The sequence below is a fragment of the Streptomyces sp. NBC_00448 genome (assembly GCF_036014115.1).
In the GTDB taxonomy this organism is placed as follows: Bacteria; Actinomycetota; Actinomycetes; order Streptomycetales; family Streptomycetaceae; genus Actinacidiphila.
Genome location: NZ_CP107913.1, coordinates 7133430 through 7147444 on the forward strand (window position 1 = coordinate 7133430; position 14015 = coordinate 7147444).

Below are 14015 nucleotides of genomic sequence, written 5' to 3' on the forward strand. Positions count from 1 at the left end.
AGACAGCGGAGCACCAGTGACCGAAAGCGTCGAAGCGCAAGGCCACGGTTACGCGGCGGCCCGGCTGCACCTCCTCACCGAGGAGGGGCAGCCCGGGCCGCCGCGCCGTGCCGCCCTGGCCACCCTCACCGACCGGTGGCTGGCCGCGCTGGCCACCGAGGCCGCCCAGGCGGTCGACACCACCGACTGGGCACTGGTCGCGGTCGGCGGCTACGGCCGCGGCGAGCTGTCCCCGCGCAGCGACCTCGACCTGGTGCTGCTGCACGACTCCCCGAAGTCCGTCGCCGCCCTCGCCGACCGGGTCTGGTACCCGGTGTGGGACCTCGGGCTGGCCCTCGACCACTCGGTCCGCACCCCGGCGGAGGCCCGTAAGACCGCCGCGGACGACCTGAAGGTCCAACTCGGCCTGCTGGACGCCCGGCACATCGCCGGCGACGCGGCCCTCACCTCCGGGCTGCGCAGCGCCGTCCTGGCCGACTGGCGCAACCAGGCCCCCAAGCGGCTGCCCGCCCTGCACGAACTGTGCGCCGAACGCGCCGAACGCCAGGGCGAGCTGTCCTACCTGCTGGAACCCGACCTCAAGGAGGCCCGCGGCGGGCTGCGCGACGCCACCGCGCTGCGCGCCGTCGCCGCGTCCTGGCTCGCCGACGCCCCCCGCGAAGGGCTCGAAGAGGCCCGCACCCGGCTGCTCGACACCCGCGACGCCCTCCACCTGGTCACCGGCCGTGCCACCGACCGGCTCGCCCTCCAGGAGCAGGACCAGATCGCCGAAGCTCTCGGCCTGCTCGACGCCGACGCCCTGCTCCGCCAGGTCTACGAGGCCGCCCGCCGCATCTCCTACGCCGCCGACGTCACCTGGCGCGAGGTCGGCCGGGTGCTGCGCGCCCGCGAGTCCCGCCCGCGCCGCCGCGGCCTGCTCGGCCGCGGCCGTACCCCCGCCCCGCAGACGGCGGCCGAGCGGGTCCCGCTCGCCGAGGGCGTCGTGGAGCAGGAGGGCGAGGCGGTGCTCGCGATGGCCGCCAAGCCCGACCGCGACCCCGTGCTGCCGCTGCGTGCCGCCGCCGCGGCCGCACAGGCCGATCTGCCGCTGTCCCTGCACGCGGTACGGCGGCTGGCGGCCGCGTCCCGGCCGCTGCCCGTGCCGTGGCCCGCGGAGGCCCGTGAACAGCTGCTCACGCTGCTCGGCGCCGGCGAGTCCACCGTGCCGGTCTGGGAGGCCCTGGAGGCCGAGGGGCTGGTCACCCGGCTCATCCCCGACTGGGAGAGGGTGCGCTGCCGCCCGCAGCGCAACGCCGTGCACCGCTTCACCGTCGACCGGCACCTGGTGGAGACGGCCGTCCAGGCGTCCGGCCTCACCCGCCGGGTCGGCCGCCCCGACCTGCTGCTGACCGCGGCCCTCCTGCACGACATCGGCAAGGGCTGGCCCGGCGACCACAGCGCGGCCGGCGAGGTGATCGCCCGCGACGTCGCCGCCCGGATCGGCTTCGGCGCCGCCGACGTGGACACCCTCGCCCTGCTGGTCCGCCACCACCTGCTGCTGATCGACACCGCCACCCGCCGCGACCTCGACGACCCCGAGACCGTCCGCATGGTCGCCGAGGCCGTCCGCGACACCTCCACCCTCGAACTGCTCGCCGCCCTCACCGAGGCCGACGCCCTGGCCACCGGCCCCGCCGCCTGGAGCACCTGGCGTGCCTCGCTCCTGGCCGACCTCGTGGACCGCGTCGCCGGCGCCCTGGACACCGGTGACCTGCCCGACAACGGCGACCGCGAGCCCACCGCCGAGGAGGAGCGGCTGGCGATCGAGGCCGCCCGCACCCGCGGCCCCGTACTGGCCCTGCACGCCAAGGCCGAGCCGCAGCCGGAGGGCGACGCCCAGGACGAGGCCCTGGGCGTCGAACTGCTCGTCGCGGTGCCCGACCGGCCAGGTCTGCTCGCCCACGCCGCCGGGGTGCTCGCGCTGCACCGGCTCACCGTGCGCGCCGCCGACCTGCGCTCGGTCGACCCGGTGGGGGAGGGCCCGGTGGCCCTGCTGAGCTGGCGGGTGTCCGCGGAATACGGCGCGCTGCCCGAGGCGGCCCGGCTGCGCGCCGACCTGGCCCGCGCCTTCGACGGTTCCCTCGACATCGAGGCGCGGCTGGCTGAGCGCGAGTCCGCCTACCCGCGCCGCCGCGGCATCGTGCCGCCGCCGGCCCGGGCCACCATCGCCCCCGGGCACACCTCGCACACCGCCACCGTGCTGGAGGTCCGCGCGCACGACGCTCCCGGGCTGCTGCACCGGATCGGCCTCGCGCTGACCGCGACCGCCGTCACCGTCCGCTCGGCGCGCATCTCCACCCTGGGCGCCAACGCGGTCGACGCCTTCTACCTCGTCGGCAAGGACGGCAACCCGCTGCCGCCGGCCCGTGCGGCCGAGGTGGCGAAACAGGTGGAGGCCGCCCTGCGGTGAGCGCCGATTCCGGCAGCTTCCGCCCGGGGCATCCGGCTCGGCGCGCGGGCCGGATACCCTGGAAGGCGACTGTCTCCGCCCCCGACCCCTGAGGACCTGCGACCACCGTGTTCGACACTCTGTCTGATCGCCTCGCGAATACCTTCAAGAGCCTCCGGGGCAAGGGCCGCCTGAGCGAGGCGGACATCGACGCCACCGCGCGCGACATCCGTATCGCGCTGCTGGAAGCTGACGTCGCGCTCCCCGCGGTGCGGGCCTTCATCGCCAACGTCAAGCAGCGTGCGCTCGGCGTCGAGGTCTCCCAGGCGCTGAACCCGGCGCAACAGGTGATCAAGATCGTCAATGACGAACTGGTCACCATCCTGGGCGGCGAGACCCGGCGGCTGCGCTTCGCCAAGCAGCCGCCGACCGTGATCATGCTGGCCGGCCTCCAGGGCGCCGGCAAGACCACGCTCGCCGGCAAGCTGGGCCAGTGGCTGAAGAAGGAGGGCCACACCCCGCTGCTGGTCGCCTGTGACCTCCAGCGCCCGAACGCGGTGAACCAGCTCTCGGTCGTCGGCGAACGCGCCGGCGTCGCGGTCTACGCGCCCGAGCCGGGCAACGGCGTCGGCGACCCGGTCAAGGTCGCCCAGGACTCCATCGAGTTCGCCAAGACGCAGCAGTACGACATCGTCGTGATCGACACCGCCGGCCGGCTCGGCGTCGACCAGGAGATGATGCGGCAGGCCGCGGACATCCGCGACGTCACGCACCCCGACGAGATCCTGTTCGTGGTCGACGCGATGATCGGCCAGGACGCGGTGAACACCGCGGAGGCGTTCCGCGACGGCGTCGGCTTCGACGGCGTGGTGCTCTCCAAGCTCGACGGCGACGCCCGCGGTGGTGCCGCCCTGTCGATCGCGCACGTGACCGGCAAGCAGATCATGTTCGCGTCCAACGGCGAGAAGCTGGACGACTTCGACACCTTCCACCCGGACCGCATGGCGTCGCGGATTCTGGGCATGGGCGACGTCCTGTCGCTGATCGAGAGGGCCGAACAGACCTTCAGCCAGCAGCAGGCCGAGGAGATGGCCGCCAAGCTGGCGAAGGGCCCCAAGGAGTTCACGCTCGACGACTTCCTGGCGCAGATGGAGCAGGTCCGCAAGATGGGCTCCATCTCCAAGCTGCTCGGCATGCTGCCGGGCATGGGCCAGATCAAGGACCAGATCAACAACCTGGACGAGAAGGACGTCGACCGCACCGCCGCGATCATCAAGTCGATGACGCGCGCCGAGCGAGCCGACCCGCACATCATCAACGGCTCGCGCCGGGCCCGGATCGCCAAGGGTTCGGGCGTCGAGGTCAGCGCGGTCAAGAGCCTGGTGGAGCGGTTCTTCGAGGCGCGCAAGATGATGTCGCGGATGGCGCAGGGCGGCGGCATGCCGGGGATGCCCGGGATGCCGGGCATGGGCGGCGGTCCCGGCCGGCAGAAGAAGCAGCAGAAGCAGGCCAAGGGCAAGCGGCAGTCGGGCAACCCGATGAAGCGCAAGGCCGAGGCGGCCGCGGCCGCCGCCAAGCGCGAGCAGCAGCAACAGGGCGGCGAGGACGGTGGGCTCGGCCTGCCCGGCGGCAAGGACTTCGAGCTGCCGGACGAGTTCAAGAAGTTCATGGGCTGACGCCGCTCGCCTCCAGGGCGCACGGCCGTGCCGGCCGGGCCCCTGGAGAGCGCCCGGCCGGCTGTTCGGCCGGGCGAGCGGGGCTGCGGTGGGCGGCTCTCCGCACGTGGACGGCGCGCGGCGTCAGGGGACTTCCTGCGATGATATGACCATGCGTATTTCGATCCGCGAGCCCCGGGCGGGTGACGCCGAGGCCCACCGCGCCGCCGTCCTGCGGTCGGACCCGCACCTGCGGCCGTGGAACCCGGTCGAGCCGGACGCGCTGCCCGAGCTGCTGCGGCGGCAGGGCGCCGGCCTGCGGACGTACCTGATCGTCGATGACGACGACGCGGCCGGGAACCCGGACGGGGCCGGGGGCGCCGGCGCGGCCCGTGGGACCGGCGGGCTGGTGGGCACCTGCAACGTCGCCAACATCGTGCTGGGCCGCTTCCGCAACGCCGCGCTCGGCTACGACAGCTACCTGCCGTACGCGGGCACCGGGCGGATGACGCTCGGCCTGCGGCTGGTGGTCGACCGCTGCTTCAGGGCGCGGCCCGACGGGCTCGGGCTGCACCGGCTGGAGATCAACGTCCAGCCGGACAACACTCGTTCCCTCGCGATGGCCCGCCGGCTCGGTTTCCGCCACGAGGGCTTCTCGCCGCGCATGCTGTTCATCAACGACGCCTGGCGGGACCACGAGCGCTTCGCGCTGACCGCCGAGGAGTGGCAGGGCCCGACCGCCTAGCGCGGCAAGTCGGCGCGGCAAGGGCGCATGGTTGGCGCGGCAAGGGGTGCCGGCCGGCTCACAGCAGGGACGCCAGCCCGCCGTCCCTGGCCACCCGCTCCAGCTCGTCCAGGGCGCGCACCGCCGCCTCGGCGGCCGCCGGGTCCCGCCCGGCCAGCCCGCTCGCCTCGAACTCGTCCTCGTCCAGGCGCAGGACGTCGCCGCCGTCGGCGGAAACCCACAGGTCGAGGTCCAGGTCCTCGGAGAGCAGCGTGGCCTCCTCGACGGCGACCGGGCGGGTGATGTCGCAGTACCAGCCCTTCAGGGCGCCGGCCGGGTCCCGCACCTCCTTGATCGCGTACCAGCGGTCGCGCCAGTAGTGCTCGGTGAAGACGTCGCCGGGTTCGAAGCGGACGAAGCCGAAGTCGCGGACGGTGGGCAGCGACCAGGGCGCGGTGACGGTCACGCGGACTCCGTCGTCGGAGCGCACGGTGGCGTCGTAGCGGACCTTCTCCCGTCCGGCCTTGACCAGGCGGACGACGGCGGGGGTGTCGGGGGACAGGGCAGCGGGGTGCGTCGGCATGCGGCCACTCTCGCCCGAAGGACCCGGGAGCGGCCAGCCGTTTTCCCGGTGACGCGCGGTGGTGCGGTGGTGCGGAGCTGCCGTGATGCGGCTGGGCGTTCCCGGATTCGGGGTCAGGTGCGGGTGATCAGGTAGCGGAAGACGTTCTCCATCCGTACCGACCCGTCGGGCCGGCGGTAGGGGTGCAGGGCCTCGGCGAGTTCCTTGTCGACCTGCTGGTGGTCGGTGGCGGCGACGGCCGCGTCGAACAGCCCGGTGGACAGCAGGCCGCGGACCGCGCTGGGCAGGTCGGGGTAGCCGAAGGGGCACGAGACGCGCCCCGAGCCGTCGGGCCGCAGCCCGGCCGTACGCGCCAGGTCCTCCAGGTCGTCGCGGCCGCTGAGCCGCAGGGTGGGGGCCGCGGCGCCGCGCGGCTCCGCCAGCCGCGTGGCGACCTTGAGCACGTGGGAGGTCGCGCAGCGCTCGGGCGGGCCCCAGCCGGCCAGCACGACCGTGCTGCCGCGCCGCGCGGTGCGTGCCACCGCGGCCAGCGCGGGCCCGAGTTCGGCGGCGGGCGCGGCCGGTTCGAAGGCGGTGACGACGTCGTAGCCCCGGCCGGGCCAGGAACCGGACCGGTCGGCGGCGGGCCCTCCCGCGCCGCTGGGGGCGTCGGGCGCGGGCGGCGGTGTCCTGCCGTTTCCGGCGGTCGCGGCCCCGCTGAGCGCGGGGGTCCTGGCCGCCAGGGCGACCGTGCCGCGCGGTCGGTCGGTGCGCAGATCCCCGGTGAGCAGGTCCGCGAGGCGCAGGTCGCCGGCGAGCAGTCGCGTACGGTGCTCCGGCGGGCGCTCGCGCTCCCTCGCCGCCAGGCGCTCGCGAGCCAGGGCCAGCCGCTCGGCGTCACGGTCGTGGCCGGTGACGGCGGCGCCCCGCGCGGAGGCGAGCATCAGTGCCAGACCGCTGCCGCACCCCAGGCCGAGCAGCCGGGTGCCGGCCCCCACCTCCAGCCGGTCGTACACCGTCTCGTAGAGCGGAACGAGCATCCGTTCCTGGATTTCCGCCCAGTCCCGCGCCCTGCCCCGCGTGCCGGGCCTGGAGCCGCGATAGAGCGTAGCCGTCATGGAAGAGCTCCCATCAGCCGACCGGAACCGCCTTCTGCTCCCCGTGCTGTGGTGCCAGGGGCCGTACTCGTCCCTGCATGCCAGACAACTGCCGTTTCGCGCCCCCGTCCAGAGGGCGGGGGACGCGTTCTCGTGAACTTCAGGCGACGCCCGTGTTTCACGCGGCTCGCGTGCGCCGGCGTGCGCTCGGCGACGGCCGATTCACGCTGGGGTGGCACGGGGCCTTACCATCGGCCCATGGCTAAGGCTCCCGTTCTCACCCCTCAGGCGGACGACTTCCCGCGCTGGTACCAGGACCTGATCAACAAGGCCGAGCTGGCCGACAACGGACCGGTGCGCGGCACCATGGTGATCAGGCCGTACGGCTACGGTCTGTGGGAGCGGATGCAGGCCGACATGGACGCGCGGATCAAGGCGGTCGGCGCGCAGAACGCGTACTTCCCGCTCTTCATCCCGCAGTCCTACCTCACCCGCGAGGCCGAGCACGTGGAGGGCTTCGCGCCGGAGTTGGCGGTGGTGACGCACGGCGGCGGCAAGGAGCTGGAGGAGCCGATCGTCGTCCGGCCGACGTCCGAGACGATCATCAACGAGTACTTCTCCAAGTGGGTGCAGAGCTACCGCGACCTGCCGCTGCTGATCAACCAGTGGGCGAACGTGGTGCGATGGGAGCTGCGGCCGCGGCTGTTCCTGCGCACCACGGAGTTCCTGTGGCAGGAGGGGCACACCGCGCACGCCACCCAGGACGACGCCCGCGAGTTCGCCTCCCGTATCCAGTACGACGTGTACGGCGACTTCATGGAGAACGTCCTGGCCATGGACGTGGTGCCGGGCCGCAAGACCGTCAAGGAGCGGTTCGCGGGCGCGATCAACACCCTCACCCTGGAGGGGATGATGGGTGACGGCAAGGCGCTCCAGCTGGGCACCAGCCACGAGTTGGGGCAGAACTTCGCGAAGGCGTTCAACACGTCGTACCTGTCCAAGGAGGGCACCCAGGAGCACGTCTGGCAGACGTCCTGGGGGAGCACCACGCGGATGATCGGCGCCCTGGTGATGATGCACGGCGACGACAACGGGCTGCGGGTGCCGCCGCGGCTGGCGCACGTGCAGGTCGTGGTGATGGCGATCAAGGACGACGAGGCCGTCGTGGCGAAGGTGCACGAGGTCGGCGAGAAGCTGCGCGCGGCCGGGATGCGGGTGGTCGTGGACGACCGCACCGACACCCCCTTCGGGCGCCGCGCGGTCGACTGGGAGCTCAAGGGCGTGCCGCTGCGGGTCGAGATCGGCCCGCGCGACCTGGCCGGCGGCACCGCGATGGTCGCCCGCCGCATCCCCGGCGGCAAGGAGCCGGTCTCCCTGGACGCGCTGGAGACCCTGCTGCCCAAGGCGATGGAAGAGGACCAGGCACGGCTGCTCCAGGAGTCCCGCGACCGCCGGCTGTCCCGGACCGTGGACGTGGCCACGGTCGCCGAGGCCGCCGAGGCCGCGGCCACCGGCTGGGCCCGCATCCCGTGGGCGGACCTGGGGCCGGAGGGCGAGGCGAAGCTGGCCGAGCAGGGCGTCTCGGTGCGCTGCCTGGTCGCCGAGGACGGATCGGTGCCCGTCGCCGACGACGCCCCCGGCACCGTGGCCGTCGTGGCCCGCGCCTACTAGGCCCGCGGCCACCAGGCCGGCGCCACCAGGCCCGCCAGGCCCGCGTCGGGCATCGGGCGCATCCGCGCCGGCTGGTTCCCCTCCGGCGTCCGCTGACCGATCAGCGGTGTACGGAATATGTTCATACGTCCGCGCTTGGGGCGGGTGCGCAGGTTCACCGGTGTTACTCCGGTCCCTCCGCACCCGCCCTGCGTCATGCGTATCCATGCGCAACATCCGGAACTGACCGATCAGTGCAAATTAATTGGGCTAGCCCGGAATCGGAACACCGGGGGCGCCCGGCTCGTTGTCACGGCGTGAGCACGACACCACCTGTTCTCGCCGCCGAGCTGGCAGTCGCCTGGGCCGATATTCAACGGCACCATCCCGAGCTGCCCGATCTGGCCGCGCCCGAGTCCCTGATCGGAGAGTCCTCGTCCGCCTGCGGCACCGAGCTCTCCTTCGAAAGGCTGCTGCACGAGGCTGTGCACGGGATCGCCGCGGCCCGCGGCATCCGCGACACCTCACGCGCCGGCCGCTACCACAACCGCAGATTCCTCGCCATCGCCGACGAGATGGGCCTGGACCACGCCGACGAGCCGCATCCCAGCAGCGGCTTCTCGCTCGTGGTGATGCGCCCCGACACCCGTAAGCGCTACCGGGGCACCATCGAGCGGCTGCAGCGCGCTCTGAAGGCGCACACCGTGGCCACCACCGCCGACACCGCCCGCTCCTTCCGTGGACCTGCCGCCCGGCACGGCTCCTCGGGCGGCGGCGTGCGCGTCAAGGCCGTCTGCGACTGCGGGCGGAATGTCCGGGTGGTGCCCTCGGTGCTGGCCCAGGCCCCGATCATGTGCGGAGCGTGCGGGCAGCCGTTCCGTATCCCGGAGGTCGTTGGGGTCGGCTGACTGTGGCACAATGTTTAGCTGAGAACTCGACAGCCGTGCAGGAACCCTCTCTCCTTCGGCTGACGCGTCCGTCGGGCGCACGACTTCCACAACCCCACGTGGGCCGTCCGTGTGCCCAAACACGTCAACTTCAGGAGAACCCACTCCCGTGGCAGTCAAGATCAAGCTGAAGCGCCTGGGCAAGATCCGCGCGCCTCACTACCGCATCGTCGTCGCCGACTCCCGTACCCGCCGTGACGGCCGGGCCATCGAGGAGATCGGTCTGTACCACCCCGTGCAGAACCCGTCGCGCATCGAGGTCGACTCGGAGCGCGCGCAGCACTGGCTCTCCGTCGGCGCGCAGCCGACCGAGCCCGTGCTCGCCATCCTGAAGCTGACCGGCGACTGGCAGAAGTTCAAGGGCGAGCCCGCCCCGGCCCCGCTGCTCCAGCCGGAGCCGAAGGCCGACAAGCGCGCGCTGTTCGAGGCCGCCGCCAAGGACACCGCCGACGAGCCGAAGGGTGAGGCGATCACCCCCAAGGCCAAGAAGGCCGACAAGGCTGACAAGAAGGCCGACGACGCCGAGGCCACCGCCTCTGCCGAGTCCACCGGGGCCTGAGCGTGCTTGAGGAGGCCCTTGAGCACCTCGTGAAGGGCATCGTCGACAACCCCGACGATGTGCAGGTCGGCATGCGGACCCTGCGCCGAGGCAGTGTGCTGGAGGTCCGGGTGCACCCCGACGACCTCGGCAAGGTCATCGGGCGCAACGGCCGCACCGCCCGCGCGCTGCGCACCGTCGTCGGCGCTCTCGGCGGCCGTGGTGTCCGCGTCGACCTCGTCGACGTGGACCAGGTGCGCTGAGCGCGCCCTGCCGCGCCCCGCACGTGCCGGCGTTCGCCGCGGGCACATCGGGTTTTCGTTGCACCGGGCCGGAGGCGGCTACACCGCCTCCGGCCCGGTGCGTTTCCGCCGCGCCCCTCAGGTGCGGTTCCCACCGTTCCCACAGCGGGAGTTGAGCAGGACGTGCAGCTCGTAGTCGGCCGGATCGGACGCGCCCACGGCATCAAGGGCGAGGTGAGCGTCGAAGTGCGCACCGACGAGCCGGAACTGCGGCTCGCGCCCGGCGCCGTACTGGCCACCGACCCGGCCGCCACCGGGCCGCTCACCATCGCCACCGGCCGGGTGCACAGCGGCCGCCTGATGCTGCGCTTCGAGGGCGTCAGCGACCGCAACGGCGCGGAGGCGCTGCGCGGCACCATGCTGATCGCCGAGGTCGACCCGGAGCAGACCCCGGAGGACCCCGAGGAGTTCTACGACCATCAGCTCATCGACCTCGACGTGGTGACCGTGGACGGCCGCGAGGTCGGCCGGATCACCGAGGTCTCGCACCTGCCGTACCAGGACCTGCTGGTGGTGGCGCGCACCGGCGGCGGCGAGGTGCTGGTGCCGTTCGTCATGGAGATCGTGCCCGAGATCGACCTGGACGCGCAGCGGGCCGTGATCGACCCGCCGCCCGGGCTGCTGGACGAGGCGGACGCCCAGGTGGCCAGCGGTCAGGCCGATGGCGAAGCCGAGGTCGAGGCCGGTGAAGGTGCTGACGCCGGTGCCGGTGCCGAGAATGTCGCCGGGGACGAGAGCGACGCGTCCGGCGCGGGCGACGCGCGGCGCGAGAGCGACGGCGCCTGACATGCGGATCGACGTCGTCACGATCTTCCCCGAGTACCTCGAACCGCTGAACGTCTCCCTGGTCGGCAAGGCCCGCGCGGCCGGCCGCCTCGACGTCCGCGTGCACGACCTGCGCGGCTGGGCGGGCGACCGCCACCACACCGTGGACGACACCCCGTACGGCGGCGGCCCCGGCATGGTGATGATGACCGGCCCCTGGGGCGAGGCCCTCGACCAGACCATCGCCGACGGGTACGAACAAGGCGCCCACGAGCCCGTGCTGGTCGTCCCCACCCCCAGCGGCCGCCCCTTCACCCAGGAGACCGCCGTGGCGCTGTCCCGGCGCCCCTGGCTCATCTTCACCCCGGCCCGCTACGAGGGCATCGACAGCCGCGTCACCGCCGAGTACGCCACCAGGATGCCGGTCCACGAGGTCTCCATCGGCGACTACGTCCTGGCCGGCGGTGAGGCCGCCGTCCTGGTCGTCACCGAGGCCGTCGCCCGGCTGCTGCCCGGCGTCCTCGGCAACGCGCAGTCGCACGCCGACGACTCCTTCGCCCCCGGCGCCATGGCCGACCTGCTGGAGGGCCCGGTCTTCACCAAGCCGCCGGCCTGGCGCGGCCGCGGCATCCCCGAGGTGCTGCTCAGCGGCCACCACGGGAAGATCGCCCGCTGGCGCCGCGACGAGGCGCTGCGCCGTACGGTCGCGCACCGGCCCGACCTGATCGAGCGCGCCGACCCCGCGGCCTTCGACAAGAAGGACCGCGAGATGCTCAGCATCCTGGGCTGGCAGCCGGGTCCCGGCGGCCGATTTGGGCGCAACCCCGACGCCGTGGAAGAATGACCCGCTGTTGCCTGCCCGGCGCGCGCCCCTGCCACAGGGGGACAGCCGCCGCCCGGTGCCGGGCGACCGCACCGTAGGACAACCCGGACATCCAAGACGACATGCCGTCGATGACCTGTGGCATCGGCGAGGAAGCGACGAACGACCATGACCAACCTCATCGAGAGCGTCAACAGCGCCAGCGTGCGCACCGACGTGCCGGCCTTCCGCCCCGGCGACACCGTCAACGTCCACGTGCGCGTCATCGAGGGCAACCGCTCCCGTGTTCAGCAGTTCAAGGGCGTCGTCATCCGCCGGCAGGGCGCGGGCATCAGCGAGACCTTCACGGTCCGCAAGGTCAGCTTCTCCGTCGGCGTCGAGCGCACCTTCCCGGTGCACACCCCGATCGTCGAGAAGATCGAGGTCGTCACCCGCGGCGACGTGCGCCGCGCGAAGCTGTACTACCTCCGTGAGCTGCGCGGCAAGGCCGCGAAGATCAAGGAGAAGCGCGACAACTGATCGTTTGACTCTCCCTTGGGGCGGGCCGGATAAGCTTCCGCCCCGATGGACAGCGAAGCAGTGACCCCGGAGCGCGACCGTTCCCCCACCGCCGACGAGGCGGACTTGGAGGGGCGGTCGCGTTCCGTCATGAGGGAGCGCCTCGCCGACTGGTGGGACGACTGGAACCGCACGTTGCTGCTCGCTCTCGCCTGCTGCGCGGCGCTGCTGCTGGTCAGCCACTTCGTGGTGGAGCCTTTCGAAGTGCCCAGCTCCTCCATGGAGAACACGCTGCGGATCGGCGACCGGGTGCTGGTCGACAAGCTGGCGTACCGTTTCGGCGGCACGCCCCGCCGGGGAGACGTGATCGTGTTCGACGGCAAGGACTCCTTCTCCACCACCAGCGGCACCGACTACGTCAAACGCGTGATCGGTGTCGGCGGCGACCGTGTCACCTGCTGCGACGCCCAGGGCCGGGTCAGCGTCAACGGCCACGCGCTCGACGAGACCTACCTGCACCCCGGGAACGCGCCCTCCAGCGAGCCGTTCGACATCGTGGTGCCCCCGGGCCGGCTGTGGGTGATGGGCGACCACCGCGCGGACTCCGCCGACTCCCGCGAGCACCTCGGCGACCCGGGCGGCGGCACCGTACCGGTCGGCAAGGTGATCGGCCGCGCCGAGTGGATCGCCTGGCCGCCCGGCCACTGGACCCGGGTGCGCCGCCCCGCCGTCTTCTCCCACGTGCCCGCGCCGGCCGGCTCGCATGGGTAACCGGGGGCGGCCGCGTGGCACCGACGCGCCGCCCGCGCCGCCGGTCAGCGGCAGCCGGCTGGAGCGGCGCAAGCTGGCCCGCAAGGTCAAGCGCAAGAGGCGCCGTTCGATGGCCCGCGAGGTGCCGCTGCTGATCGTGGTGGCGCTGGTGATCGCGCTGGTGCTGAAGACCTTCCTGCTCCAGGCGTTCGTGATCCCGTCCGGCTCGATGGAGCAGACCATCCGGATCGGCGACCGGGTGCTGGTGGACAAGCTGACCCCGTGGTTCGGCGCCGAGCCGCACCGCGGTGACGTGGTGGTCTTCAAGGACCCCGGCGGCTGGCTCCAGGGCGAGCCCGCGCCCAAGCCGGACCCGGTGGTGATCAAGCAGATCAAGCAGGTGTTCACTTTCATCGGGCTGCTGCCGGCCTCCGGCGAGCAGGACCTGATCAAACGGGTGATCGGCGTCGGCGGCGACACGGTGAGCTGCTGCGACGCCCAGGGGCGGCTGACGGTCAACGGCAAACCGCTGGACGAGCCGTACCTGTATCCCGGTAACCCGCCGTCGATGATCAAGTTCACCGTGCACGTACCGCTCGGTCGGTTGTGGGTGATGGGCGACCACCGCTCGGACTCGGCGGACTCGCGTTACCACATGCAGCAGGTCATCGACGGCAAGCGCACCGAGGGCACCATCGCGCAGAACCTGGTGGTCGGACGGGCCTTCGTGATCGGCTGGCCGATCGGCCACTGGGGGCGGCTGAAGGAGCCCTCGACCTTCGGTTCGGTGCCGCAGGCGGACGCGGCGATCCCCGCCCGCACAGCCGGCACCACTATGGTGGATGGGGCCGGCGGCTCGGCCAACAATGCTCAAAGGACCGACCCGCTCCCGACTCCTGCGGAACTCCCGCTCGTTATGGGAATGGTGGGCCTGCGCCGGTTCCGGGGCAGGCGACGATATCGAATGAGGAGTGGATGTGGGGGACCTGGTGGTCGGCGCGCGGTCCGGTTCCGGCGAGCCCGAGAAGGGGGACGGCCCGGTGCCCCCTGCGGACGGCACGGAGGCCGATGGCGTGGTCCCCGAGGAGACGACTCGGAACGGTGCGCACGGCGTCCCGTCCGCCGGCAAGGTCCCCGGGCCTTCCGACGGCGGCTACGCCGGCGGCTATGACCCCGGCCGGGACGCCGGGGCGGAGGGCGGATACCCACCCGGCGGCGCGGGCGGCAACGGATACCAGGCCGGCTACGACCAGGGCGCGGGGTACGAACCCGGGTA

Annotated in this window: 15 protein-coding genes; 12 read left to right on the forward strand and 3 right to left on the reverse strand. The window is 72.8% G+C overall.

Features of this window, described 5'->3' with window-relative positions:
- Positions 1–16 precede the first annotated feature (16 nt).
- The 3 genes from OG370_RS30845 to OG370_RS30855 all read left to right on the forward strand — a co-directional run bounded on the left by OG370_RS30845 (position 17) and on the right by OG370_RS30855 (position 4828).
- Positions 17–2449 (forward strand): [protein-PII] uridylyltransferase, encoded by a 2433-nt coding sequence (locus OG370_RS30845; RefSeq protein WP_328469993.1) that lies wholly within the window; start codon positions 17–19, stop codon positions 2447–2449.
- A gap of 107 nt (positions 2450–2556) precedes the next feature.
- Positions 2557–4104: a signal recognition particle protein gene (gene ffh, locus OG370_RS30850; protein ID WP_328469995.1), complete on the forward strand. Its 1548-nt coding sequence runs from the start codon at positions 2557–2559 to the stop codon at positions 4102–4104.
- Between the two features lie 145 nt (positions 4105–4249).
- Positions 4250–4828, forward strand: coding sequence for a GNAT family N-acetyltransferase (locus OG370_RS30855; RefSeq protein WP_328469997.1), 579 nt, complete (start codon positions 4250–4252; stop codon positions 4826–4828).
- A gap of 58 nt (positions 4829–4886) precedes the next feature.
- Here OG370_RS30855 and OG370_RS30860 read toward each other — a convergent pair whose 3' ends face one another.
- Entirely contained in the window at positions 4887–5390 is a 504-nt protein-coding gene (locus OG370_RS30860) for a DUF402 domain-containing protein (protein ID WP_328470000.1), read from the reverse strand.
- 113 nt (positions 5391–5503) lie between these two features.
- Positions 5504–6487, reverse strand: coding sequence for an SAM-dependent methyltransferase (locus OG370_RS30865; protein ID WP_328470002.1), 984 nt, complete (start codon positions 6485–6487; stop codon positions 5504–5506).
- 237 nt (positions 6488–6724) lie between these two features.
- Here OG370_RS30865 and proS point away from each other — a divergent pair, with 237 nt between their 5' ends.
- Positions 6725–8137 carry a proline--tRNA ligase gene (gene proS, locus OG370_RS30870; RefSeq protein WP_328470004.1) on the forward strand — a complete coding sequence of 471 codons (1413 nt, stop codon included), beginning with the start codon at positions 6725–6727 and terminating at the stop codon, positions 8135–8137.
- Here the strand turns inward: proS and OG370_RS30875 are convergent.
- Complete coding sequence (locus OG370_RS30875; protein ID WP_328470006.1) at positions 8134–8262, reverse strand: hypothetical protein; 129 nt, start codon at positions 8260–8262, stop codon at positions 8134–8136. The two genes, proS and OG370_RS30875, sit on opposite strands and share 4 nt — an antisense overlap.
- 171 nt (positions 8263–8433) lie before the next feature.
- On the opposite strand from OG370_RS30875, the gene OG370_RS30880 reads away from it, so the two are divergent.
- From OG370_RS30880 to lepB (OG370_RS30915), 8 genes are all read left to right on the forward strand, one after another.
- Positions 8434–9024: a hypothetical protein gene (locus OG370_RS30880; protein WP_328470008.1), complete on the forward strand. Its 591-nt coding sequence runs from the start codon at positions 8434–8436 to the stop codon at positions 9022–9024.
- 148 nt (positions 9025–9172) lie between these two features.
- Positions 9173–9622 (forward strand): 30S ribosomal protein S16, encoded by a 450-nt coding sequence (gene rpsP, locus OG370_RS30885; RefSeq protein WP_328470010.1) that lies wholly within the window; start codon positions 9173–9175, stop codon positions 9620–9622.
- 2 nt (positions 9623–9624) lie between these two features.
- On the forward strand, positions 9625–9864 hold the full coding sequence (locus OG370_RS30890) for an RNA-binding protein (RefSeq protein ID WP_093716568.1): 240 nt from the start codon (positions 9625–9627) through the stop codon (positions 9862–9864).
- 162 nt (positions 9865–10026) lie between these two features.
- Complete coding sequence (rimM, locus tag OG370_RS30895; protein ID WP_328470015.1) at positions 10027–10689, forward strand: ribosome maturation factor RimM; 663 nt, start codon at positions 10027–10029, stop codon at positions 10687–10689.
- A gap of 1 nt (position 10690) precedes the next feature.
- The gene (gene trmD, locus OG370_RS30900) at positions 10691–11512 is read left to right on the forward strand and encodes a tRNA (guanosine(37)-N1)-methyltransferase TrmD (RefSeq protein WP_328470017.1); all 822 of its coding nucleotides are present in this window, start codon (positions 10691–10693) and stop codon (positions 11510–11512) included.
- A 147-nt stretch (positions 11513–11659) separates the two neighbouring features.
- Positions 11660–12010 (forward strand): 50S ribosomal protein L19, encoded by a 351-nt coding sequence (gene rplS / locus OG370_RS30905; protein ID WP_328470019.1) that lies wholly within the window; start codon positions 11660–11662, stop codon positions 12008–12010.
- Positions 12011–12055: 45 nt separating this feature from the next.
- Positions 12056–12760 (forward strand): signal peptidase I, encoded by a 705-nt coding sequence (gene lepB / locus OG370_RS30910; protein WP_328470021.1) that lies wholly within the window; start codon positions 12056–12058, stop codon positions 12758–12760.
- Entirely contained in the window at positions 12753–13910 is a 1158-nt protein-coding gene (gene lepB, locus OG370_RS30915) for a signal peptidase I (RefSeq protein WP_328470023.1), read from the forward strand. Before lepB (OG370_RS30910) ends, lepB (OG370_RS30915) begins: the two co-directional genes overlap by 8 nt.
- The last annotated feature ends 105 nt before the right edge of the window (positions 13911–14015 follow it).

Bases quoted from the DNA above. Each gene is read 5' to 3' on its own strand.
- proS (WP_328470004.1), top strand. From the start codon at position 6,725: ATGGCTAAGGCTCCCGTTCTCACCCCTCAGGCGGACGACTTCCCGCGC.
- OG370_RS30855 (WP_328469997.1), top strand. From the start codon at position 4,250: ATGACCATGCGTATTTCGATCCGCGAGCCCCGGGCGGGTGACGCCGAG.
- lepB (WP_328470021.1), top strand. From the start codon at position 12,056: ATGGACAGCGAAGCAGTGACCCCGGAGCGCGACCGTTCCCCCACCGCC.
- OG370_RS30865 (WP_328470002.1), bottom strand. From the start codon at position 6,487: ATGACGGCTACGCTCTATCGCGGCTCCAGGCCCGGCACGCGGGGCAGG.
- OG370_RS30875 (WP_328470006.1), bottom strand. From the start codon at position 8,262: ATGAACATATTCCGTACACCGCTGATCGGTCAGCGGACGCCGGAGGGG.
- lepB (WP_328470023.1), top strand. From the start codon at position 12,753: ATGGGTAACCGGGGGCGGCCGCGTGGCACCGACGCGCCGCCCGCGCCG.
- trmD (WP_328470017.1), top strand. From the start codon at position 10,691: ATGCGGATCGACGTCGTCACGATCTTCCCCGAGTACCTCGAACCGCTG.
- rplS (WP_328470019.1), top strand. From the start codon at position 11,660: ATGACCAACCTCATCGAGAGCGTCAACAGCGCCAGCGTGCGCACCGAC.
- OG370_RS30860 (WP_328470000.1), bottom strand. From the start codon at position 5,390: ATGCCGACGCACCCCGCTGCCCTGTCCCCCGACACCCCCGCCGTCGTC.